Origin of the sequence: Acinetobacter sp. WCHA39, from assembly GCF_002165385.1 — a bacterium.
GTDB lineage: Bacteria > Pseudomonadota > Gammaproteobacteria > Pseudomonadales > Moraxellaceae > Acinetobacter.
On the sequence record NZ_NHRP01000024.1, the window covers coordinates 22,837 to 46,523 of the forward strand.

The 23,687-nt window shown below is 38.9% G+C and carries 19 protein-coding genes and 2 pseudogenes; 16 read left to right on the plus strand and 5 right to left on the minus strand.

The genetic code is table 11. The features are described 5' to 3' along the window. The first annotated feature begins 122 nt into the window (after window positions 1-122). Window positions 123-1,475 (plus strand): glutathione-disulfide reductase, encoded by a 1,353-nt coding sequence (gene gorA, locus CDG56_RS12165; protein ID WP_087548012.1) that lies wholly within the window; start codon window positions 123-125, stop codon window positions 1,473-1,475. Between the two features lie 67 nt (window positions 1,476-1,542). On the opposite strand, the gene CDG56_RS12170 is transcribed toward gorA, so the two are convergent. From CDG56_RS12170 to CDG56_RS12185, 4 genes are all read right to left on the minus strand, one after another. Continuing rightward, complete coding sequence (locus tag CDG56_RS12170) at window positions 1,543-2,742, minus strand: acyl-CoA dehydrogenase family protein (protein ID WP_087548013.1); 1,200 nt, start codon at window positions 2,740-2,742, stop codon at window positions 1,543-1,545. 15 nt (window positions 2,743-2,757) lie between these two features. Beyond that, entirely contained in the window at window positions 2,758-4,044 is a 1,287-nt protein-coding gene (locus tag CDG56_RS12175) for an acyl-CoA dehydrogenase family protein (protein WP_171295159.1), read from the minus strand. A 237-nt stretch (window positions 4,045-4,281) separates the two neighbouring features. Next, window positions 4,282-5,655 carry an ABC1 kinase family protein gene (locus CDG56_RS12180; protein WP_087548015.1) on the minus strand — a complete coding sequence of 458 codons (1,374 nt, stop codon included), beginning with the start codon at window positions 5,653-5,655 and terminating at the stop codon, window positions 4,282-4,284. A 193-nt stretch (window positions 5,656-5,848) separates the two neighbouring features. After that, on the minus strand, window positions 5,849-6,154 hold the full coding sequence (locus tag CDG56_RS12185) for a hypothetical protein (RefSeq protein WP_087548016.1): 306 nt from the start codon (window positions 6,152-6,154) through the stop codon (window positions 5,849-5,851). 164 nt (window positions 6,155-6,318) lie between these two features. Between CDG56_RS12185 and ybaK the strand changes: the two genes are divergently transcribed. The 15 genes and pseudogenes from ybaK to CDG56_RS12260 all read left to right on the plus strand — a co-directional run. Next, on the plus strand, window positions 6,319-6,786 hold the full coding sequence (gene ybaK, locus CDG56_RS12190; RefSeq protein ID WP_087548017.1) for a Cys-tRNA(Pro) deacylase: 468 nt from the start codon (window positions 6,319-6,321) through the stop codon (window positions 6,784-6,786). Window positions 6,787-7,104: 318 nt separating this feature from the next. Continuing rightward, a complete protein-coding gene (locus CDG56_RS12195) occupies window positions 7,105-8,889 on the plus strand; it encodes an IucA/IucC family protein (protein WP_087548018.1) in 1,785 nt (594 codons plus the stop codon). Then, entirely contained in the window at window positions 8,882-10,363 is a 1,482-nt protein-coding gene (gene acbB / locus CDG56_RS12200) for an acinetoferrin biosynthesis monooxygenase AcbB (RefSeq protein ID WP_087548019.1), read from the plus strand. The genes CDG56_RS12195 and acbB overlap by 8 nt, the downstream gene beginning before the upstream one ends. Continuing rightward, entirely contained in the window at window positions 10,360-12,177 is a 1,818-nt protein-coding gene (gene acbC / locus CDG56_RS12205; protein ID WP_087548020.1) for an acinetoferrin biosynthesis protein AcbC, read from the plus strand. Before acbB ends, acbC begins: the two co-directional genes overlap by 4 nt. A 30-nt stretch (window positions 12,178-12,207) precedes the next feature. Further along, window positions 12,208-12,846 (plus strand): acinetoferrin biosynthesis acetyltransferase AcbD, encoded by a 639-nt coding sequence (gene acbD / locus CDG56_RS12210; protein ID WP_087548021.1) that lies wholly within the window; start codon window positions 12,208-12,210, stop codon window positions 12,844-12,846. Then, the gene (actB, locus tag CDG56_RS12215; protein WP_004281762.1) at window positions 12,843-13,214 is read left to right on the plus strand and encodes a protein ActB; all 372 of its coding nucleotides are present in this window, start codon (window positions 12,843-12,845) and stop codon (window positions 13,212-13,214) included. The genes acbD and actB overlap by 4 nt, the downstream gene beginning before the upstream one ends. Beyond that, window positions 13,211-14,446, plus strand: a complete 1,236-nt coding sequence (locus CDG56_RS12220; protein WP_087548022.1) for an MFS transporter — start codon at window positions 13,211-13,213, stop codon at window positions 14,444-14,446. The genes actB and CDG56_RS12220 overlap by 4 nt, the downstream gene beginning before the upstream one ends. Before the next feature lie 9 nt (window positions 14,447-14,455). Then, window positions 14,456-16,723 carry a TonB-dependent receptor gene (locus CDG56_RS12225; RefSeq protein WP_087548023.1) on the plus strand — a complete coding sequence of 756 codons (2,268 nt, stop codon included), beginning with the start codon at window positions 14,456-14,458 and terminating at the stop codon, window positions 16,721-16,723. Window positions 16,724-16,749: 26 nt separating this feature from the next. Then, window positions 16,750-18,006 (plus strand): MFS transporter, encoded by a 1,257-nt coding sequence (locus CDG56_RS12230; protein ID WP_087548024.1) that lies wholly within the window; start codon window positions 16,750-16,752, stop codon window positions 18,004-18,006. A gap of 195 nt (window positions 18,007-18,201) precedes the next feature. Continuing rightward, on the plus strand, window positions 18,202-20,328 hold the full coding sequence (gene mtlD / locus CDG56_RS12235) for a bifunctional mannitol-1-phosphate dehydrogenase/phosphatase (protein WP_087548025.1): 2,127 nt from the start codon (window positions 18,202-18,204) through the stop codon (window positions 20,326-20,328). 85 nt (window positions 20,329-20,413) lie between these two features. Continuing rightward, on the plus strand, window positions 20,414-21,037 hold the full coding sequence (locus CDG56_RS12240) for a 2'-5' RNA ligase family protein (protein ID WP_087548026.1): 624 nt from the start codon (window positions 20,414-20,416) through the stop codon (window positions 21,035-21,037). A 2-nt stretch (window positions 21,038-21,039) separates the two neighbouring features. Beyond that, window positions 21,040-21,558 carry a bifunctional adenosylcobinamide kinase/adenosylcobinamide-phosphate guanylyltransferase gene (gene cobU, locus CDG56_RS12245; RefSeq protein ID WP_005160251.1) on the plus strand — a complete coding sequence of 173 codons (519 nt, stop codon included), beginning with the start codon at window positions 21,040-21,042 and terminating at the stop codon, window positions 21,556-21,558. 1 nt (window position 21,559) lies between these two features. Then, window positions 21,560-22,630 carry a nicotinate-nucleotide--dimethylbenzimidazole phosphoribosyltransferase gene (cobT, locus tag CDG56_RS12250; protein WP_087548027.1) on the plus strand — a complete coding sequence of 357 codons (1,071 nt, stop codon included), beginning with the start codon at window positions 21,560-21,562 and terminating at the stop codon, window positions 22,628-22,630. Further along, a complete protein-coding gene (locus CDG56_RS12255; protein ID WP_087548028.1) occupies window positions 22,620-23,219 on the plus strand; it encodes a histidine phosphatase family protein in 600 nt (199 codons plus the stop codon). The genes cobT and CDG56_RS12255 overlap by 11 nt, the downstream gene beginning before the upstream one ends. Before the next feature lie 115 nt (window positions 23,220-23,334). Further along, window positions 23,335-23,529 (plus strand): annotated as a pseudogene (locus tag CDG56_RS12260) (histidine-type phosphatase); the annotation flags it as partial. Between the two features lie 18 nt (window positions 23,530-23,547). Here CDG56_RS12260 and CDG56_RS12265 read toward each other — a convergent pair. Continuing rightward, window positions 23,548-23,687, minus strand: a pseudogene (locus tag CDG56_RS12265) (IS4 family transposase); the annotation flags it as partial.

Here is a 23,687-nt window from a genome sequence, read left to right on the forward strand (position 1 = left end):
ACTCATGGTCAGTGCTTTTTTCTTGTATTAAAAATTTAAAAAACAAAAGTTTTTGCATCATGTTGCTGTATATCTATAAAGAGTACTTAAAAATAATTGTGTAATTACAGCATGAGGCGATGATGACAAAACATTATGATTATATTGCGATTGGTGGTGGAAGTGGTGGGATTGCATCGGTCAATCGTGCTGCGATGTATGGGAAGAAATGCGCCTTGATTGAAAAGGCTGAAATTGGTGGCACCTGCGTCAATGTCGGCTGTGTGCCTAAAAAAGTCATGTGGTATGCAGCACATATTGCTGAATCAATTCAAAAATATGCTCATGATTATGGCTTTAACAGTAAAGTTGAATCTTTCGATTGGCAGACACTGGTCAAAAATCGTCAAGCTTATATAGAACGAATTCATCTATCTTATCAAAATAGCCTAAGCAAAAATAAAGTTGATTTAATCCATGGCGCAGCTCATTTTATTGATAAAAATACTATCGAAGTCAACGGTGAGAAATTCACAGCAGATCATATCCTGATTGCAACGGGGACACAGCCATCATTGCCTGATATTGATGGTGTTGAATATGGCATTGATTCGAATGGTTTCTTTGAACTAACGGCTTTACCTAAAACAGTTGCAGTGATTGGTTCGGGTTATATTGCAGTTGAATTGGCTGGGGTACTTAATTCTTTAGGTTCACAAGTTGGATTATTTATCCGTAAAGATCTACCTGTTCGACGTTTTGACTCTTTCTTAAGTGAAACTTTGGTTGAAGTGATGCAAACAGATGGAATTACTATACATACACAAGCTGTTCCTAAAAAAATCACCAAGAATGCCGATGGCTCTGTCGTATTACATTTAGAAAGTGGCGAAAGTCATACTGTCGATTGCTTGATTTGGGCAACAGGCCGTGAGCCAAATACGGCGAGCTTGAATTTAGAAAAAGCCAATATACAGCTCGATGATCGAGGATATATTCAAGTCGATAAATTCCAGAATACATCCCAAACAGGCATTTATGCGGTGGGAGATATCACAGGGAAAATGGAGCTTACACCTGTCGCAGTTGCAGCAGGTCGTAAATTGTCTGAGCGATTATTCAATCATAAGCCAGATGAGCATTTAGATTACGATAATATTCCAACGGTTGTTTTCAGTCATCCTCCGATTGGAACAGTGGGGGTAACTGAGCAAGAAGCGATTGATAAATATGGTCAGCAAGTTGTGAAAGTTTATAATTCATCATTTACTGCGATGTATAGCGCCATTACGCAACATCGTCAGCCGACCAAAATGAAGCTAGTCTGTGTGGGTGAAAATGAAAAAATTGTCGGTATTCACGGTATCGGTTTTGGCATGGATGAGATTCTGCAAGGTTTTGCAGTTGCTTTAAAAATGGGAGCGACTAAAAAAGATTTTGATAATACCGTTGCGATTCATCCAACATCTGCGGAAGAGTTTGTGACGATGCGATAGCGCGCTATATGGAAATAAAAAGGACGTAAATAACGTCCTTTTTAAATTTTTTGTTTAAAATGGGTATTTATTTCAATTCACTCGAAGATTTACCCAATTCACGACGAGCAATAATGAGCTGTTGAATCTGTTGTGTACCTTCAAAAATATCAAGGATTTTTGAGTCACGTGCCCATTTTTCTAATAACTCATCTTCACCATAACCTACACTTGCAGCAAGTTCTACACATTTGAGCGTGATTTCATTACCAACACGACCAGCTTTAGCTTTGGCAATCGAAGCTTCTTTAGAGTTGGGCTTTTTATTGTCAGCCATCCATGTGGCTTTAATCATAAGTAGGCGAGCAGCTTCCCACTCAGCTTCCATACGGTAAATCTGTGCGGCTAAATTTGAGGTTTGTAAATATGGTGTTTTGTAGTCAGGATCAAGCTGGTCTTTGAAAATTTCCTTGATACGCTCCAATGAAGCTTTGGCACAACCAACCGCCATAGCTGCAACAAGTGGACGAGTGTTATCAAAAGTTTCCATAACACCAGCAAAACCTTTAGCAACATCAATTTCTGGATTACCCAATAAATTGGCAGCAGGTACACGGCAGTCCGTAAAGCTAATCACCGCCGTATCTGAGGCTTTAATCCCGAGCTTGTGTTCCAGACGTTCAACTTTCATACCTACTGTACCTTTAGGTACAACGAAAGATTTAATCGCAGCACGACCCAGCTTTTTATCTAGAGTTGCCCAAACCACAACTGAGTCAGCACGTTCACCAGAAGTGACAAAGATTTTTTCTCCATTTAAAATGTAATCATCACCATCTTTGGTTGCTGTTGTACGAATAGCCGCTGAGTCTGAACCACAACCAGGTTCAGTAATCGCCATAGCAGCCCAAGTCCCTTTGAAACGTTCAAGTTGTTCATCATTCGCAACTGCTGCAATGGCAGAGTTGCCTAAGCCTTGACGTGGCATACTGAGCAGTAAGCCTGTATCACCATAACACATTTCAATAATACCAAGTGCCGCAGACATGTTACCGCCATTCACAATGTCATCTGGGTTCGCTGTCCCTCGTTTACTCGCATTGGCAGCACCCACACCTTCGCCACTTTCATTCATACCATCCAATAGGGCAGCGAGCATATCGAGTTCTTTTGGATAGGCATGTTCAGCTTTATCATATTTGCGTGAGATTGGACGCAAAACATTGATTGCAGTTTCATGCGCCTGATCAACCAACATTTTAAATTTTTTCGGATTTTGTAAGTTCATTATTATTCTCCAAAATTACGTATGCAAGCCAGAATGTAAGATAGCGGTTGCACGTAGATCACGATACCAACGCTCAACAGGATGCTCTTTAGTAAAACCATGACCACCTAAGATTTGAACACCATCTGTACCGATTTTCATAGATTTTTCGGCACAAAGTAAGCGAGCAAGATAGGCTTCACGATGAAATGGTTGACCCGCTTCAGCCAAGCTTGCCGCATTTAAAACCAACATACGCATAGCATCAATTTCAATGGCCATATCGGCAATCATGAATGCAACACTTTGACGATGCGAGATGGGTTCGCCAAAAGCAGTACGTTCATTGGCATATTTAATACAGTAAGCTTTGATTGCTTCTCCTGTACCAATCGCCATGGCGCACCACATTAAGTTTCCAAGGTCGACAAATGCAGTGTAATCAAAATCAGCATCGCCTAAGCGTAAAGCTGGTGTTTGATTGAAGTGAAGTGTTGCTGTTTCAGTTGCTTTTAATCCCATTGCTGGATTAGCTTTGATTGCAATCGTTTCATTTGACTGTACAACAAAAATGTCAGATTGACCGTTAAACTCGGCACTGACAAGGAATACATCGGCTGTATCACCCAAAATTACCAACGTCTTTTCACCTGTAATGGTCATTTGTCCATTTTGTTCAGTTGCTTTGGTTTTTAACTGATATGGATTAAATGCAGGAGTCGCTTCTTGAAATGCAAATGTTGCCGTAACGTCAGTATCTTCAGCAAACACAGGCAAATACATCGATTGAACTTGTGTTGAACCCCAACGGGTAATTGCATTAATAACGCTAAATGTGCTGAGCAGACCTGCTGTTAAACTGAAATCACCTTTTGCCAAACTTTCTGCGATTAGTATATTACTGACAATATTTTGTTCAGCTGCGACACCACCTAATGCTTCAGGAAGTGCATAATAATTTAAACCGAGGTCAACCAAATGCTGCCAAAGTTGTTCTGGGAATTGTGCTTGATGATCAGCGTCATGCGCTAAAGCATATAAAACTTCTTCAGCGAATTGAGACATTGCATCAACTGTCATTTGCTGTTCTTCAGTCAGGCTGAGATCAAACAAATTTTTATTAACTTGATTCGGGAGGCGTTGCTTATCAATTGCTTGTGGTTTAAACGCTTTTTGTGTTTTATTCAGTACTTTAAAACCTGTTTTTGATCCTTGATATAATGATTTCTCTACAAATTTTCTTAATTTGAGTTGATCTAATACTTCGCTTCCTGCGATTTTAGTGATCAAAGATAGCCCAAAGCCTTGAGCTTTATTCATCATATTCGACATGATTTTATCCTAGAGGATGGTTGTAAAATTATGCTGACATGCTCTAGTCAAAAAAACTATGTCTTGTTTGACGTGCTAAATTAAGAAAGATAAAGGGTAAAATAATTCGTATATAGATTTTATATTATTGTTTTTAAATGAATAAAAAAAATATCAGAAAAATAAATTTTTAAAAAGATTGACCAAACTGACAAATCAGATTGGTCAAAATGACTTTAGATATAGTGCTTATGCAAACTGACGAATCATTTTTCGTACATTTGTCTTTGCTTCGATCACGGTCATAAACGTATATGCACCAATAAACTTACGGCTAATAAACATAAATTCTTTTGGTGGAACCGAGAAATAACGAGATGCCATAGACTGTGCTGCCTGTTGCATGACACGACTATGGAGTTGGCTTTTTTTCCAATCGTAGCGATCTTGCTCATCCATTACACCTGCTGGCATGTCAGGATTGTTAGCTGGACAGCTAAATGCTTCTGTGGCGATAAGGAACACATCTGCCATACCTGGTTTGATACTTTCAGGCATTGCATCAAAGAACTCGTAGCCTGTCATCGCTTTAACCATTTCATCTTTGTTATGGTTATAACCAGCATGGATCAGGTTACGTGCAACAGTGAGCAAATTTTCATCGAACTGACGAATTGCACCAAAGTCTAGGAGAACGATTTTGTCCTTTATATCATCGCCGTTACCCAAACGAACAAGATAATTACCGAAGTTCGGATCGGTTTGCATTTCGCCCCATTCAAACAGCTCACGTACTGCAATTTCCAAAGAAGCTTCGCCTAATTGGTTACGACGTTCTTGGGGGAGGGAGAGCATGACAGGGCTATTTACAGGCACACCACGTTCAAAGGTCATGCACAACACTTTTTTAGCGCAAAATTCATCGACAATTTCAGGAACGATATAACGAGGATCATCTTTCAGGCGTGCAGCAAAGCGGCGAGTTGTCGCTGCTTCGATGTCATAGTCGACTTCTCGATGCATCATTTCACGAACTTCATCAAACCACTGATCAAATTCACGAGTTTGTGGCACCATACGTGTGAGTTTAAGCATGTTCTTAAAGAGATTCATATCAGAATCAATTGCTTCCGCTACACCAGGGTATTGAATTTTAAGAACCAGTTCTAAACCATCTGATTTACGTGTCGCACGATGAACTTGAGCAAGTGAGGCTGTACCGATTGGTTCATGATCAATCGTGAGTTCATCTAATTTTGAACCTAACTGTTCTTGCAAATGCGCTTTGATTGCAGGCCAAGCTAGTGCGACAGTTTGATTGTTCAGTGTATTTAATGCTTGTGTAATTTCTTCAGGTAAGAAATGTTCGCCGTATAAAGCCATCATTTGACCAATCTTTACGATTGATCCTTTTAGTTTTCCTATTTCAGAAACTAAATAATGAGCTTGTTCAGCCATGGCTTTTTTACGCTTTTTCTCTTTTTCTTCTTCACTAGAAAAAATTGAAGTAGCGCTAGCAGTCGCCCAACGTGTTCCAGCGAGTAAAGAGGCTTTTGCAATAGATAAGCGACGATCTACAGAGGAGGTTTTTAGATTCTTAAGCTTATCGTTCTGATCTGACATGAAAGAAAAATCCTATGCTGAAATCGGAGGGTTGAAAGCCGAGACTTAAATTGTAGCGAATATTACAGCTTTTGAACGTATTAAAATAGTTCAATCTCTTGAATTATCAGTCTAAATTTGTGAATTAGGTCAATAAATCAGAATAGCCTAAGTAAAATTTAACTTTCAAATTTGGCTTTCGTATACAGATGTCCTAAATCCTGAACTGAATTTTTAGAGTAGATTTTCTCATTAAAGCAGCACGATTAGTATGAATATGAGCAATCAACATACGCTTTACATGACTATGATGAAAGCCTAAAGCATGAGCTTTCACAATAATGATACTGGGTAATGTAAAGAAAAAATACTTGGTGTCGTCTAAAGTCGCATTTTTAAAAATATCTTCTTCAATCAAAGTATTCCGAAGAAAAATTTTCTCTTCTTGTACAGCAGGAGATGACTCATCATCCCAATAATTCTGACGCATTGCCATCAAATTATTATGTTTATAACTCATCGTTGCTTGAGCTCATTTTGTTTACTATTAGCAAATATATGTGGTTAATTGAGTGTTTATCAAGAATAGATTTATCTCAAAAATAGCCTAAGTAAATTTAATCCTTAATTTTTAAATGCTACACTTATACTACTTTAATCACTAAAGCAAAGAACTGAAAAAAAATGACTCCAGCTTGTAAGTTATTAGAAAAAAATAAAATAGCATTCACAATTCATGAATATGAACATGATGTAAATGCAAAAAGTTTTGGCTTAGAAGCCGCAGAAAAACTCAATCTAAATGTAGATGAAGTATTCAAAACGCTAATGGTCACCAATGAAAAAAATTATTTCATCGCAGTTTTGCCAGTGAATTATCAATTAAATTTAAAAAAAGTTGCATCAGCAGTAGGGTGTAAGAAGTTACAAATGGCCAATCCAAAAGATGCTGAACGTTTAACTGGTTATTTAGTAGGTGGAATTAGTCCTCTAGGGCAGAAAAAACGACTCAAAACTGTAATAGATGAAACAGCGAAATCATTAAATAAGATCTATGTCAGTGGTGGAAAAAGGGGGTTGGACATTGGTCTTAACCCAATTGATCTAGCTAGGTTACTGGAAGCTACATTTTCAGATATTTTAGATTGTTAATATCTTTAAAAGGGCTATAAAACATAAAAGCCCTTTTTTATTTGATTTATAAAAACAATAAAAGAATAAATCATAATTAAAATATTTAATAATTAGAATTATTATCTTTTGTATTTTTCTTGATCTAAATTAATTTTTCACCATAAAAAACAAAGTATTAAGTTCAAAAAGCTAATTTGTTTTATAATTGCTATTATTAATGATAATTATTACCATTAATAATAGCAATTACGGTGAATAGCATTGTAATAAGGTTTGTTTAGAGCTCAAAACATTCGAAAAAAAATTAACTCTCTCTTTATAAGAGGATACCGACAGATGCAATCACTTGCCAATCGGTTGGCGATACAACACTTCGTCAACGCATATACGCAAGAAACTGGCAAAGGTCACTTTCTTAATAAAAATCAGCAAAGTCTGCAACAACATGCGTTTAGCCAAGGTTTGACGCTGTTATCAATCCCAATACATTCTATTCAAGCACAATGTAATTTTCCTTTATCTTATGTCAGTCGAGTCGGGAGACATCGCTTAGCAGATCTTCCACAAATTATTATTCATGGTCAAATCAAGACATTTAGTCCTGTTGCAATAGTCGGGTTATTGCTTGAAGAACTGGTTTTTGAATCGTCTATTCCATTAGATGCTGCATCTTTAGTAGAGAAGTGGATTCAAAGTCGTGATGCGCTACAACAGTTTTTAGCACACCGTGAAACTGATTTTGATGATTTGGTCAAAGCAGGGCAGAGTTTCATTGAAACTGAGCAGGCACTCATACTGGGGCATAGCATGCATCCAGCGCCGAAAAGTAGAACAGGTTTTGTACATGAAGATTGGTTAAAGTTTTCACCTGAACATAAGGGCAAGACACAACTACATTATTGGCTGGTGCATCAGGACTATATTTCCGAAGGTTGTGCTACGGATGAAAGTATTTCAACTCAATTAAAAACAGCGTTACAGTGGTATTTGTCTGAAAATGATCTCAATCTGCTCAAGACTCACACCGAATATAAATTACTCCCATTACATCCTTGGCAAGCCCGCTATTTGCAGGGTAAAGCTTGGTTTGAACGTTTGAAGCAAACAGGGCAATTAATTGATTTAGGTTTACGTGGTTGGCAATTCTCTCCAACCACTTCTATCCGAACACTGGCGAGTTTTAATGCACCATGGATGGTTAAACCATCACTTTCAGTGATGATTACCAATTCAATTCGTGTCAATTTAGCCAAAGAATGCCATCGTGGTGAACTCACTCATCGTCTATGGCACAGTGAGTTTGGTCAGAATATTCTAAAAAAATTTCCAAGTTTAAAGGCAGTCAATGACCCAGCTTGGATTGCCTTAAAAATTGATGATGAAGTGGTGAATGAAAGTATCTGTATTTTCCGTGATCAGCCATTTCATCCTCAACAGCAAGTCACTTGTATTGCATCCTTATGTCAGGATCATCCAAATAAACCTTTAAATCGTTTTAATGCTTTATTTGCAAAAATTGCAAAAGCACATCACGAAACCGATTTCTCAGAAATTGCTTTGGATTGGTTTAATCGTTTCCTTGAAGTCAGTTTGCAACCGTTGATGTATGTCTATCATCGCCATGGCATGGCATTCGAATCACATCAGCAGAATGTGCTGTTGGAATTAGAGAATCATTTCCCAAAAACCTTATGGCTACGTGATAACCAAGGTTTTTATTATATCGAAGAGTTTGCAACTGAAATTCTGCAAGCGCTGCCTGAGCTAAAAGAAAAAGCGTTTGCCGTCGGACCTAAAGATTTCGTGGATGAACGTTTTAGTTATTATTTCTTTGGCAATACCTTGTTTGGCATTATCAATGCGATTGGCGCAACAGGCTATATTACTGAAGATGAATTACTTGGGCATCTAACAAGTTTATTGCAAGAGCAATTGCAGCAATATCCAGACAGTAGCTTATTACAGGGATTATTGTTCAATGCAACCTTGCCTTATAAAGGTAATTTGCTCACACGTTTACATGAATTAGATGAGCTGATTGCGCCTGTAGAAAACCAATCTGTCTATGTCGAACTGCCAAATCCGCTGTGTATTTCACAGAAGGATGTCAGTTATGCTTGATTTTATTGGAATTGGTTTAGGGCCATTTAATCTGAGTCTGGCCAGCCTGCTGCATAATAAAAGCACACTTAACTATGCAATTTTCGAACAGAAAGCTCAGTTTGACTGGCATGCAGGGATGCAGTTACCCAATACGGTATTGCAAGTGCCGTTTATGGCAGATCTGGTCTCAATGGTTGATCCAACCAGCCTATTTAGCTTTTTGAATTATCTGCGTCATCAGCAACGCTTATATAAATTTTACTTTTTAGAACAGCCGCATATTCCACGTTGTGAGTATAACCATTACTGTCAATGGGTTGCAGAACAACTTGATTGTATTGAATACCAATCTCGTGTCTTGAGGATTGAACCTCAAACGATGGGTTTTAAAGTAGTCGTTGAATCAAATGGTGTTCAGCAAAGTTATTTATGCCGTCATTTAGTGATTGGAAGTGGTAATGTGCCATATTTGCCTGAATGTTTGGCAAAGATTCAGAAAATCCGTCCGCAACAATGTCTGCATTCAGCACAGTATGTGACGCATGCAGATACAGATTTACATGGCGATATTGTTGTACTAGGTTCGGGGCAATCCGCAGCTGAAGTGTTTATCGACTTGTTTGACGAACAGCAAGATACCGATAATCACCAGTTTGATTTGCATTGGTTTACTCGTTCTCAAGGTTTCTTCCCAATGGAGTATGCACCATTAGGTTTGGAACATTTTAGTCCAGATTATGCTCAACATTTTTATGATTTGACTGCGCAGCAGAAGGAACAGCAGTTAAAGCAACAAGCCTTGTTATACAAAGGGATTAGTGCAAAAACCATTCGGGAAATTTATCAAAGACTTTATCACCGCAGCATAGCAGGTCAAAGCTTACAGACACATTTACATAGTCAATGTGATTTGAAAGATGCAGAAGTCTTAGATATGCAAAAAATCCGACTGCATTTCGAACATCGTGCTACAGCTCAGTCTTTTCATCTCGACTGTGATTTTCTTGTAGCCGCAACGGGTTATTTCACACCTGATTTTGGTTTTATGCAATTGCTTAAGCCATACATCGAATTTGATCATAAACAGCGTTGGCAGATTACAGAAGACTATCGCGTTGTACATAGGTTGAATGGCCATATCTTTGTTCAAAATCAAGAAATGCATAGTCATGGTGTCGGCACGCCTGATTTAGGTCTTGGTGCTTATCGTGCAGCAACGATCATTAATCAACTGCTTGCTGAACCTCTTTATGAATTAGGCAATCAAGCGCAAACCTTCCAACACTTTAATCTCTCTCAAAATCCAAAAATTTGTATGGCAGACGACAAAGCACAATCAAAGGAGTGCGTTTGTGAAAATTCTGCCAATAAAAACCATTCAATTTTCAAGAAAACAGAACAGAACGTGATGACGGCGCATCCTAATCGTCGTGGTGCAAACACACGTACACAAACTGCTTCTGTACATTCAACTTATGAGAAACTGATATGAACTTTGCAACTTTAAAAATTAATCAGCAGCAATGGCGTGCCGCAGGGCAACGTCTTATTGAAATGGCGATTGCAGAGTTTCTATATGAAGAAATTATTGAAGTTAAAGCATTGTCAGCAGGACGTTATCAGTTAGATTTAGGCAATCGTCAGTATGAGTTTCAAGGAAATCAATATCTACTCGGACACTGGAATATTCAGGAAGCTTCGGTACGTGATGTGACTCATAGTCAGGAAAATGATCAACCTGCTTGGAACTTACATGAGTTTATTGTCGCAATGTCTGACAAGGCAAATGTAAAGCCATTCACCAAAGCATATTTGATTAAGGAAATGAATAATACATGGTTGGCAGAAGCGCATCTATTCAATGAAGCGCGTTTACCAAGCACAGCAGTGCTGACTGAACCACACTATAAAGTTGAAGGCATGCTACGTGGTCACCCTTGGCTGATTATGAGCAAGGGCCGTATGGGCTTTGGTTATGATGATTATTTAAGTGCTGCACCAGAACTTTCTCCTGAAGTTAAAGTGTTGTGGTTAGCTGTACATCGTGATTTAGCAGAGTATCGAAGTACTGAAGATTGGAGTGCATGTGGTTTATATCAACATGAATTTGATGCCAATGAACTACAGCAATTCATCAATATTCTCCAAGAAAAAAATCTAGACCCTCAAAATTATTTTTTGATTCCCGTACATGCATGGCAATGGCACCAATGGCTCGTGCCAACTTATGCCAATGAAATTGTCGACCAAAAAATTATTGAGCTGAACATTAGCCAAGACAGCTATGTACCAATGCAGTCTATTCGGACATTATGCAACACATCAAACCTACAACGTCATTACATTAAACTGCCAGTCAGTATCTTTAATACCGCTGTCTATCGTGGATTGCCGTCTAAGCGTAACCTTGCAGCGCCAGCAGTAACTGCATGGTTAAAGCAAATTCATCAGCAAGATCAAGACTTACAGAATACAGGTGTGATTTTCTTAGGTGAGGTTGCAACTTTAACCATTCACCAGCCATGTTTTGACCGCATTGACGGCGCACCATATCAATTTAAAGAACTATTCGGTTGCTTATGGCGTGAAAGTGTCGATCGCTATGTTGATCAATCTCAACAAGTGCTTTCTCAGGCAGCACTTTTGCATCGAGATATTTCAGGTCAATCGATTCTAAGTGTACTGATTCAAGCGTCTGGTTTGAGTCCTTTGGCATGGTTAGCACAATTTGCCCAAATCTGCCTCAGTCCGTTACTGCTTTGCCTGTATCGCTATGGCTTGGCTTTTTCACCGCATGGTGAAAACACCATGTTGGTACATGAAAATGGTGTGCCAAAAGCCTTGGTATTAAAAGACTTCATTGATGACATCAATTTAGTGGATGAAGATTTCCCTGAATTGGCTCAATTCCCATCTGAAGGCGGTTTGTTATTACGTCATGAAGCAACAGATTTAAGTCATTTTATTTTCACTGGGCTGTTCATGGTGCATTACCGTTATATCTGTAATGTGTTCTTACAAGATTATCCAGAATATTCAGAACTTGATTTTTGGCAGACCATTTCCAACACCATTGTTGCGTTTAACCAACAGCATCCAGAACTGGCTGAACGAGCTGAAAAATTTGCGATGCTGCGCCCAACTTACACCAAAATTTGTTTAAACCGTGTTCGTTTATTTACCACCAGTTATAACGATGAAGCAGAGCGTCCAGTACCGGTATTCCTTGATCCAATCCCGAACCCCGTCAGTCCTGAAACATTGGCTGAATGGTCGATTCAGCAAACTGAATCGAAAGCGGGTTAAGCCTTCTTCTAAATTTTATAAAGGTTCGATATGAAAACAATTTCTCAGCAATTACCTGACTACTTTGAATACCACGAAGATGGAACACAGTATTACTTACGTCAAGTGCAATATCCCCAAGATATTCCTTTGTTACATAAGTGGATGCATGAGCCACATGTAATTCCGCAGTGGCAATTGAATAAGTCGGAACTGGATTTACAGGTTTACTTCGACAAGATGCTGGCAGATGACCATCACCGTTTATTAATCGTCGGAATTGATGGCAAAGATGTGGGCTATACCGAAATTTATGAAGGTAAACGTGATCGTTTAGGTCGTTATTACGAAGGTGATGCCAATGATCTCGGTTGGCATTTGCTATTTGGTGATAAATCTGTGTTTGGTAAGGGCTTTTTACGTCCAACCATTCGTTTGCTCAGCTTCTATATTTTTGAACATTCACAAGCGAAAAAAATTGTGGGTGAGCCAGATCATACCGTTAAACCTTATGCAGCAGTGGTGGCAGAGCTTTGTTATGAAAGCCAACGTTTAATACCGATGCCTGAAAAAACAGCGATGTTGTACTACTGCTTTAGAGAAACTTTCTATAACAAGTTTGGGGAATATTACCAAACATCACAACAACAGCTAGCAGATCAGCCAGCCAAATTCCTGAGTGTTACATGAGCTTATATATCAATGAAATGCATATCTTAGACATGCGCTTTGCGGCGAATGTCTCTGTTGCAGAATTTGAACAATGGTTAGCACGGATTCAGCACTATTTCGAACATCAGCGAAATTTTGTGTTGATCATGCAAACCGATGCAAATACAGAATTTCCGGAGGAATATAGAGCAATCCAAGGCAAGTGGTATAAACAATATAAACAAGATTTTTACCAATATTGCTTGGGTTTTGCTCGTATTGCTCAAGATGAAGAAGATCGTATTCGATTGGATACACCAGCTCTGCACAAAGCTTGGCATGTTCCATATTTTGTGAGCGTAGATAAAGCTGAAGCCACACAATGGGCTTTGCAGAGGTATTTATGAATCAAAATTCATTAAATATTCAGAAAGTCTCAGCCTTGAGCCTGAGTGTCGTGGTGGTTTTATATCTCGCGCATGCCTTACCACTGTATTTTTATAATGTGGCCTTACCTGCGATTCTGCGTCATCAAGGCGTAGATTTACGTTGGATTGGCATGTTGTCGCTGCTCTATATTCCTTGGGCATTCAAGTTTTTTTGGGCACCACTAATTGATCGTTTTTATTTCAAAAAACTCGGTAAACGTAAAACTTGGCTTTTGTTTACGCAAATAGCTTTGGTGTTGGGGGTCGTTGCTTTGGCACTTACCCAATTCGATTACGGTCTTGGTGTATTTGTTATTGTCGGTTTATGGATTTCAACTTTTGCTGCAACTCAAGATATCGCAATTGATGGCTATACGGTCGAAACCTTTTCAGAATCTGAGTATCGACTAGGCAGTATGGCGCAAAGTATAGGTGTTGCGCTTGGCAGTATGGTTGGTGGAGCAGCAACTTTATGGCTGTATGAGCTTTATGGTTGGCAAACTGCACTGATTTCCTTAGCCGCTATGACAGCATTGACGATGTTGGCTATTTTCCAAATTAAAGAAAAATCAAATGCAGAGAAAATCTCAAAACAGCAGCCAAGTTTGATCCGTGCATTTAAACGTCCAGAAATGTTATGGGCATTAGCCTTGATCGTATGTTATCGAATTGTCGAAGCACCAGCTATGGCGATGCTGAATCCGATGCTGATTGATCAGAAATGGTCGTTGGCACAGATCGGCGTACTGATGTCAGTAATAGGTGCAGGGATTGGATTATTAGCTGCTGTTTCAGCTGCATTTTTATTAAAAAAAATAGCCGCAACACAATTGCTGATCTGGGCTGGTTGGGCACGAAGTTTGGTTTACGCCTTGTTGGGTGTAGCCGTTTTGCTCAGTTGGTTGAATCAATGGCATTTACTTCTTGGTGGCTTTGTCATTGTCATTCTTGCCATTCGCTACATCGCGATGACAGCCTTGTATGCACATTTCATGCAGACCAGCTCCAAAGAACAAGCTGGTACTGATTTTACGATTTTAGTTTGCTTCGAACTATTGGTTTATTTCATTGGCGGTGCGGTCTCAGGTTTCTTGGCCAAAGCATTTGGTTATGGAAACTTCTATCTCATTCTCGCAGTTTCATCTGTTTTAAGCGTGTTGCTTAGTCAACTGCTTATTCGCAAAGCAAAACAAACGCAACAACTCATCTAGGGGTCATTTATGAAAGTTCGTTCACTTTCGACATCATTAACACTGCTCAGCTTGGCGATCAGTACGCAACTTTATGCTCAAAATGTCGAGCAGACTTCAACCGTAAATCAAAGTGCAACGGTTGAGGCTGAGATGCCAACTCAACTGGCACCAATTGTTATGACAGCAACTCGCTCAGCTCAAAGTATCGCTGAGATTGCGGGAACTGTTTACAGTATTAGCCAAGAAGACATTGCAAAACAAGCTGCTGCTGGTAAAAGTACCGCAGATATTTTAGGACTGTTGGTTCCATCTTTAACACCAAGTTCAGGTACGACCAGTAACTATGGGATGACCATGCGTGGTCGTACAGTGCAATATATGATTGATGGTGTTCCGCAAACGGGCTCACGCGATAGTTCACGCCAATTAAATAGCATTAGCCCAGACATGATCGAACGTGTTGAAGTCGTGTCAGGTGCAAGTAGTATTTATGGTGCAGGTGCTACAGGTGGGATCATCAATATCATCACCAAAAGAGGTTCGGGTGATGGTGTAAATTTTGAAACCAAACTCGGTATAACTTCAGGTGATAATTTCAAAAGTGATGCTTTAGCTTATGAAGCGTTTCAGTCTGCATCATTTAACCAAGGGGATTGGAGTGGTTTTATAGGTGCTAGCTATACACAACGCGGTGAAATTCAAGATAGTCACGGTGATCGTGTAGGTCCAGAAGTTGCACAAACAGATCGTCAAGATACTGAAACTGTAGATGTGAATGGTCGTTTAAACTGGCAGTTGGCAGATAAGCAAAAATTAAGTATCGGTGCGCAATACTATAATGATGAGCAGGACAGTGAATATGGCGCTGATTATGGTCCAGGCTTATCTGTTTTACTTCGAGGCGCAAAACCTAGTCAAAAAGCGGTGAAAGGTTTAGAGCTTGATACTCAACCACGTACTAAGCGCAGTGCAGTAAATGCACAATATGAAAATCAGGATTTTCTTGGTCAGACTTTAAATGCAGAGGCCTATTATCGTACTGAAAAAGGGCGATTCTTCCCAAGTGCAAATGCTTTAGCACATGCATCCATTCCAGGTGGAAGAACATTTATTGTTACCCAATCAGAAACAGATATTGATGTTTTTGGTGCTCGTTTAGCACTTCAAAGTAAGCTCAATCTGGCAGAACGTGCATTAAATCTAACTTATGGTGTGGATTACGATAAGGAAAATGGCAAACAAACAGCACAACTTTATGATCTAAATACTTTTATCAGTAGTAATGGTCTAAAGTTTAAGCCTTTAAATAATTATGCTTTTGGTCCAGATGTAGATACTGAGAAGCTTGGTTTCTTCTTACAGAGTCAATTTGAAGTCACTGATCACTTAAACCTACAAGCAGGCGTGCGCCATGAACGAATTGATAGCCAAGTGCAGGATTCTGTTCCTTATTCTGAAGCGATGGTTGCAGACTTCGTCTCAGGATATAGTCCTAAAACTTTAAATGGTGGTTCGGTCAAGCATGATGCAACTTTATTTAACTTAGGCGCAGTTTATCATTTAACAGATGCTCAACAAGTCTTTGCCAATTTCTCTCAAGGTGCAAACTTACCAGACGTACAACGTATGCTCAGAGACGTTCCAGCAAACTTTGTTGTAAGCAATCAAACCATTGATCCAATTAAAGTGAATAGTTTTGAGCTAGGTTGGCGTCTACAAGACAATGCGTTAACCACAGGGCTTACGGCGTTCTATAACAAGTCGGATAAATCTTTGAAATTTGGTCCACCAAACTTTGCAATCGAAGTGATTGATACCGATGAACGTGTTTATGGCCTAGAAGGCAATGTGAAGTATGCGGTGACTGATGCATGGAATGTCGGTGGTACTTTAGCTTATACACGTGGTCAATTTAAAAATACAAATGGAAAATGGCAAGAGTTAGATGCGATTCGTGTAGCACCCTTAAAAGGTACCGTATATTCAGATTGGCAATTTAATGATGGTCTAGGTTTACGCGTTCAAACTCTGGCTGTTGGGGGTACGGATAAAGCGTGTAAAGATGCAATTAAGTATGGAAGCCGTCCACCAGCAGAAATTAAAGGTTTTGCAGTGATGGATGTGATTGTCAATGCGAAAGCCGGTCCGGGTACATTAGGATTTGGTGTTTATAACGTTTGGAATACTGATTATAAGTCTGTATATAGCCAAGCAGTTTCGACTGTGTATGGCGATATTTCTAGTCTAGCTGCACAAGGTCGTACTTATGGTTTGAGTTATACCCTCAAATACTAATCTAATCAAAAAGGCATCTGTTTTAGATGCCTTTTCTTTTGATGATTTTCATGATGAACAATAATTTAAAGTTTTTAGCGCTAGCTGCTTTGATCAATGGAACTTGTTTTTCCATGATTCTCCCTTTACTTGCCCCATTGACACGACAATTACATTTATCTGAATTCCAAGGTGGTGTGATTGTTTCAGCAGGGGCAATCTGTATGGCAATTGCCTCGATCTGGATTGCGAAAAAGAAAAATCAGCTATCTCCCAACCAACTCGTCAATTATGGTTTTTGGGGAATGACCTTTACTTGGGCTATTTTCACCTTGATTCTGTATTTTGGAACACATGCGATTTTACCCACGTTATTCATTTTTATCTTACTGGTATTGAGTCGTGCTTCTACAGGCATTTTTATGGCTTTACCGCAAATTGGCCTGCAAAGCTATGTAATGACACATGCGAGTGAAGCCGCTGATCGTAGCAAACAAATGGCGATGTTTGGTGCGATGAATAGTTTTGGGATGATTATCGGCCCGTTTGCAACCTCAGTTTTATTGTTTGGTGGTTTGCTTTTCCCAATGTGGATTGCTGTGGCTTTACTTGGCTTAGTCAGTATTGCACTCGGCATCCTGTTTAGTAAAAGTCCGCAAGTTCAGGCTGAGTCATTCAATCCGCAACAAGATAAAGATAATGCACGAGCGAATGAGCCAATTCTGAAGCAAAGTCTGATCTGGTTAACTCTAGGTTTTGTCACTTATGTTGCAATTGTGACTTTAAATATGACGGCAGGTTTTTATATTCAGGATAAGTTTTATCTCAGAAGCCAACAGAGTGCAGTTTATTTTTCTCAATGCATGTTGGTTGTCGGTGTTTGTTTGGTGCTGACACAACTTTTAATTGTGAAAGTGTTTAAACTCAAATTAAATAGTTTGGTGATTATTGGTTTAGTCACCATGTGTTTTGGTCTATTACTTTCACTCTACGCACCTACAATTTTTGTGTTTCAGGCAAGTTATATTTTTTATGGTATTTCTGTGGCGTGCTTATTACCTGCATTTACCACAGGCGCTGCTCAAGCCGTATCTCAGCAATCACAGGTTAAAATGGCAAGTTTTTGTACTGCGACACAGGCATTGGGTTTAATTGTTGGCCCCTTACTCAGTACATTCCTGTACCGTTTTAATACCCATTTCCCATTCTATTTATTACTGTTCTTAACCCTATCGATTGGTCTTTATTTTAGTTGGATATTGATTCGAAAAGAGGGTGAAACTGCATTGCTACTTGATGAATAAAAGGAATTTTGACTAAAAATGACTCATCTTTTTCCTCATAATGCAAGTATTCCGACTGTTTCAGTCATATATTGCTGTTATGAGTCGTCTTTATGTTTATTTTTTAATCAGATTTATTTCATTTGTTTACTATCTGAATTTTAAGCCTATTTTTTAGTTACTCTATAAAAAGTATAACAAAACAGAGGAGTAACAATGCTGATTTTTCATGATTATCCTGTTCAAGGAGCACTTTTTGACATGGATGGAACAATGTTTGATACCGAGCGTTTACGCTTCCAGACATTGAAACAGGCATCAAAAGAGCTGATTGGACAGGAATTTTCAGATGAATATTTGATGCAGTGTCTAGGGTTAAGTGCCAAAGCATCTGAGCAGCTGGCACAAAAGTTTTATGGTACAGATGTTCCTTATACTGCTATCTGTAACCGTGCGGATGAGGTTGAATTAGAGTCTGTACGTAAAAATGGTGTGCCGATTAAAAAAGGACTAATTCAAGTTTTAGAACGTTTAAGAAAGTCTGGTCTAAAAATGGCCGTTGCGACTTCAAGTCGTCGAGCAATTGCAGAAGAATATTTAATTAATGCCAATGTCTACAAATTTTTTGATCTATTGGTCTGTGGTGATGAAGTTGAAAAAGGCAAACCGCATCCAGAAATATTTTTAAAAGCGGCACAGAAACTCAATCTACAACCGCAACAATGTTTAATGTTTGAAGACTCGGAGAATGGTATTTGTTCAGCCTATGATGCAGGCGGAATTACGATTTTATTCAAAGATATTAAAGAACCCAATGATCAGATGCTTTCTAAAGCAAATTTTTACTATCAGGACATGTATGAGTGCCTGAATGCTTTGGATCAATATATCCCTGAAATAGGTATGCCACAATTACAAGAATTATTTCCGCAAAGTGTCAATCAATTGACTGTTGGGATTCATGGCTTTGGTGCTATTGGTGGGGGATATGTGGCACAGATTTTGTCCTATTGGGATGGTTACACACGCCCAAAACGCATTCTGGCATCAACCCGAAATCGCTTATATTTAGAATCAGTGAACAGTTTTGGTAGCTATAGTATTCGATATGGTCAGTCTTGTTATGATGAGCGTATTGATAATCTGACTGTGATTGATGCTGACAATGAACAGCAGATGTTAGAGATGTATATGCTATCTAGCCTGATTGCACTGTGTTTACCAGAACAAGCGATTGAGTCCGAGGCGAAAACGATTGCGAAGGGACTATTGGCCCGTTTTATGTCAGCAGATGCGGACAATAATGAGCCCATTACCTTTTTGATTATTCTCAATAAAGTGTGTGCAAAGTATTTGGTCTTAAAACATATCCGTGAAGCCTTACTTTCCATGACGAATGAAGATATTGCAGAACATATTTTAAGTGAACATTATTTTTGCGATACTGTGGTCAATCGAATGGTGTCAAAACTGACGGATCAGGCCTTATATCGTCAGCTCAATATTAAGCATAATCTGTTCAAACAATATCAAAATGATCTCAATCCAGAAACGATTGAACTTTCAGAGGAAACTGCTCTGACTGTAAAGCAAGAACAGCAGATTACCCATTGTTTAGAAGACATGCGTGGGCAGTTTCAAACAGGGCAATTCTTACAAAATATGGATCTGATCCTATTCCATAGTGAAATGGATATGCCGATTTATGTGGAAAATCGCAGCCCATTGTTGGGCAAAATGCGTCAAATGATTTTGGTGGATCAGATTTCTGAGATTCAAATCATTAAAAATCGTTTGTGGAATGGCTGTCATGCGATGCTTGCTTGGTATGCCAGTTTAAATGGGTATGAGACGATTGGTATTGCGATGGCTGATTTAGCAGTTCGACAATATGCTGAAAGACTGGTTGATGAGGTTAAATTAGGTTTAGCTAATTTAATCCCAAATCAAAAAAAGCAATTGGATCGAATGGCTGAGAGTTTTTTAAACTCATGTCGATCTGCTTATAAATATCCATGTGAACGTGTAGCTCATGATCCGCTTAGAAAACTCAATTTGAATGAGCGTGTTTTAGGTAGTTTAGAATCTCATGTACAGCAACAACTTCCTTATCAGAAGTTAATGCAAGGTGCAATTTATGGCTATGCCTATGCACTAAAAATGCTTGGGCTGGACGAGATTAAGATTGTAAAGCATGTCCAGAGCAATATCGAACATATGGACATTACTGAAAATCAGAAGAAAGCCTTATTAAACCAGCTCTATCAAGGGATTCAGACAGAGCTCAAGGATGAAGTATTCCTGTCACAACAATCTGAGGAATTCAAACCTTTAACCGCTTAGGCATTAGTGATTATAGTGTAAAGCAGCTTAACTTCGATCTAGGTTTATGTTTGAATAACATAACTTTAAACAGAATGCTAAAGTTGTGTTATTACAAGCAGACACCCAGCTGATTGCGACCGAAATACGTGATTATCCCGAATGGCACAAGGGCCGTTCAGATTATGGGCTTTGGTATATTGAGATTGATCAACCTGAATTGATTCAATATTTAGATGAAATTCAAACACAGTTTTCTGATCTATTACTTGCTACACAGCAACGCCAATATCACATTACTTTATTTGTTTGTGGTTTCTTACAACCTTCAGCTCATCAGTACGATGACGATTTTCAGATTCAACAATTACAGCAGCAGATCAAGCTGATTGAAGCATTACAGCTCAAACCTTTTGAGCTTGAAATCATACAGATCGATAGCTTTAGTAGTGCTTTGTTTCTACAGATTAAAGATCATCAGGGCGTACTAGAACTAATTCGTCAACAATTTGCTCAAGTATCTGAGGAAATTGCAGCACTCGAATATTGTCCGCATATTACTTTAGGCTTGTATCGTGAAGCTTGGCTGAGTGATATTGTACTTGAGCGGATGCAACAACTTTCGGTAAAAACTATAAATATTGAGGTCAAAAAACTGACTTTTGGTTATTATAAAGCACAGATTTTACAAGGATTCCTATATCCTTATCGGCAAATTGAACTAGGTTAGACATGTTGCAACTAATTTTAGGTGGGGCGCGCTCAGGTAAAAGTCGTTTGGCAGAACAAACAGCCAAAGAGACAGGTTTATCGGTCATTTATATTGCAACGGCGCAGGCCTTAGATACTGAAATGCAGCAGCGTATTGCGCATCATCAACAACAACGTCCTGATGATTGGCAATTGTGTGAAGAACCTATTTTTCTTGCGGATCAGCTGTTGCAATTAGATCAAGATAATCAAGTGATCTTGGTGGATTGTTTGACCTTATGGCTCACCAATTTATTGTTATCCGATCATGCTGAATTACAACAGCAGCAAACAGACAAATTTTTAAACCTATTACCCCAACTCAAATCACATATTATTTTAGTGAGTAACGAAACTGGACTGGGTGTCGTTCCTATGGGTGAAATTAGCCGTCGTTTTGTGGATGAAGCGGGACGGTTACATCAAGCTTTAGGGCAATTAGCAAATAAAGTGGTGTTCTGTGTGGCTGGTTTCCCAATGATTTTAAAAGATGAGAAATAATATGACTCAACAAGCGCAATGGTTTTTAGCCGCAGTACAACAACCTGATCTAGATGTAAAACAACAAGCTGAGCAACGTCAACTTCAATTGACCAAACCAACAGGCGCATTAGGTGATTTAGAGCAAATTGCGATTAATTTATCTGCTTTACAAAGAACAGTTTTCCCTAAAATTAACAAACCTTGGATTACTATTTTTGCTGGTGATCATGGTGTTGTAGCAGAAAATGTTTCAGCCTATCCTCAAGCAGTAACTCGTCAAATGTTGCAAAACTTTGCTTCGGGTGGTGCAGCAATTAGTGTAATTGCTAAACATCATCATGCCCATTTACAAGTGATTGATTGTGGGACAGTAGGCGATAGTTACAATTATGTTGGCGTTGAATGCCATACTATTCGTGCTGGCACTGCTAATTTTGTAGAGCAAGCTGCGATGACCAACAGAGAGTGTTTAGCAGCGTTAGAGCTGGGTAAAAATAGCGCCGATCTTGCTAAGGCGAAAGATGCGGATATTTTTATTGCAGGTGAAATGGGAATTGGCAATACCTGTTCAGCTTCAGCACTTGCTTGTTTGTTGCTGAGCGAATCAGCCCAGCAAGTTACAGGTTTAGGAACAGGAATTAATATTGAGCAATTACAACATAAAATAAAAGTGATTGATCAAGCAGTAAAGCTTCATAGAGCAAATGTGGCCAATGATGCATTAAAAATTTTGGCTGCTGTAGGTGGTTTGGAAATCGCTGCAATCACAGGGGCTTATTTACGATGTGCGCAAATTGGTTTACCTATTATCGTCGATGGCTTTATTAGTTCGGTCGCAGCTTTATGTGCAGTACGTATTCAACCACAAAGCCGTGAGTGGATGCTTTTTGGACATCAATCAGCGGAATATGGTCATCAGCGTGTTCTAAAAGAATTGGATGCCCAACCAATCTTAGCAATGAATTTACGTTTAGGGGAAGGCAGTGGTGCTGGTGCGGCATTATCTATGATTCAGCTTGCCTGTGTCTTACATAATCAAATGGCAACATTTGCTGAAGCTGCTGTAACAGGTCACAAAGTTGCAGATTGATTTACTGCGACATGGTGAAACGACTTTAAGCCATACGCTACGTGGGCACTTGGATGATGATTTGACTGAACAGGGTTGGTTGCAAATGCAATCAACCATTCAGCAGTACATCACTACTCCAGTGGATTGGGATGTGATTATCAGTTCACCTTTGCGGCGTTGTCGTCGCTTTGCAGAGCATTTGGCAGATCAGCTCGGATTGCCAATGCGGGTCAATGAGCATATCAAAGAAATGTATTTTGGTGATTGGGAGGGTATTTCCACCCAAGTAATTTATGAAGCTGAACCTGAGCGATTAGCAAATTTTTGGCAATTTCCGACTCAATATCATGCGCCGAATGGTGAATCTTTAACCCAGTTTCAACAAAGAATTTTCATTGGTTTTGAGCAGATTTATACTCAAATACAAGAACAAAATGGGCAAAAGGCTTTAGTCATTACACATGGTGGCGTCATCAAATTACTTACCTGTTTAGCACGCCAACAAAACTTAGATGATTTATTAAAAATGCCTGCTGAACTGGGCAAGCTCTATCAACTTGAATGCTCTAAAAGATTAGATGAGATGTATTTTGAAGAAAAACATTGATAAATAAGTAATAAGAGATTTTTCGATCATCACACACTGCCATAAAATTGTAATCGAACTGTCATTACTACTGCCTATGATACATGTCATTTCTTAAACGATAAGCAAATTCATTATGAATATATTATTGAAAAGCAGTCTGTTATGTGCAAGTATCTTATTGGCAGCATGTGATAATAATGAGCAACAATCACAGTCTAGCCCGGAACAAAATACCTCATCAAAATATTATCAAACCAAAACACCATACCAACCACAACAAGATCTAAAAAAATACGAAGCGATTCCACAAGGTTTTAAACCTGTTTTTCTTTGTACACGACAAATTTCATAGGGCCCTTGTCCTATCAGGCTTTTTCTTTCTTAAAATTGCTAGCACTTTCTTAAATTCTTCTTTTTTTCCAAAACCAATCAAACGTAGAATAGCCATTTGAACATAGTCCAAACCGTAGCGAAATAAACTTACTG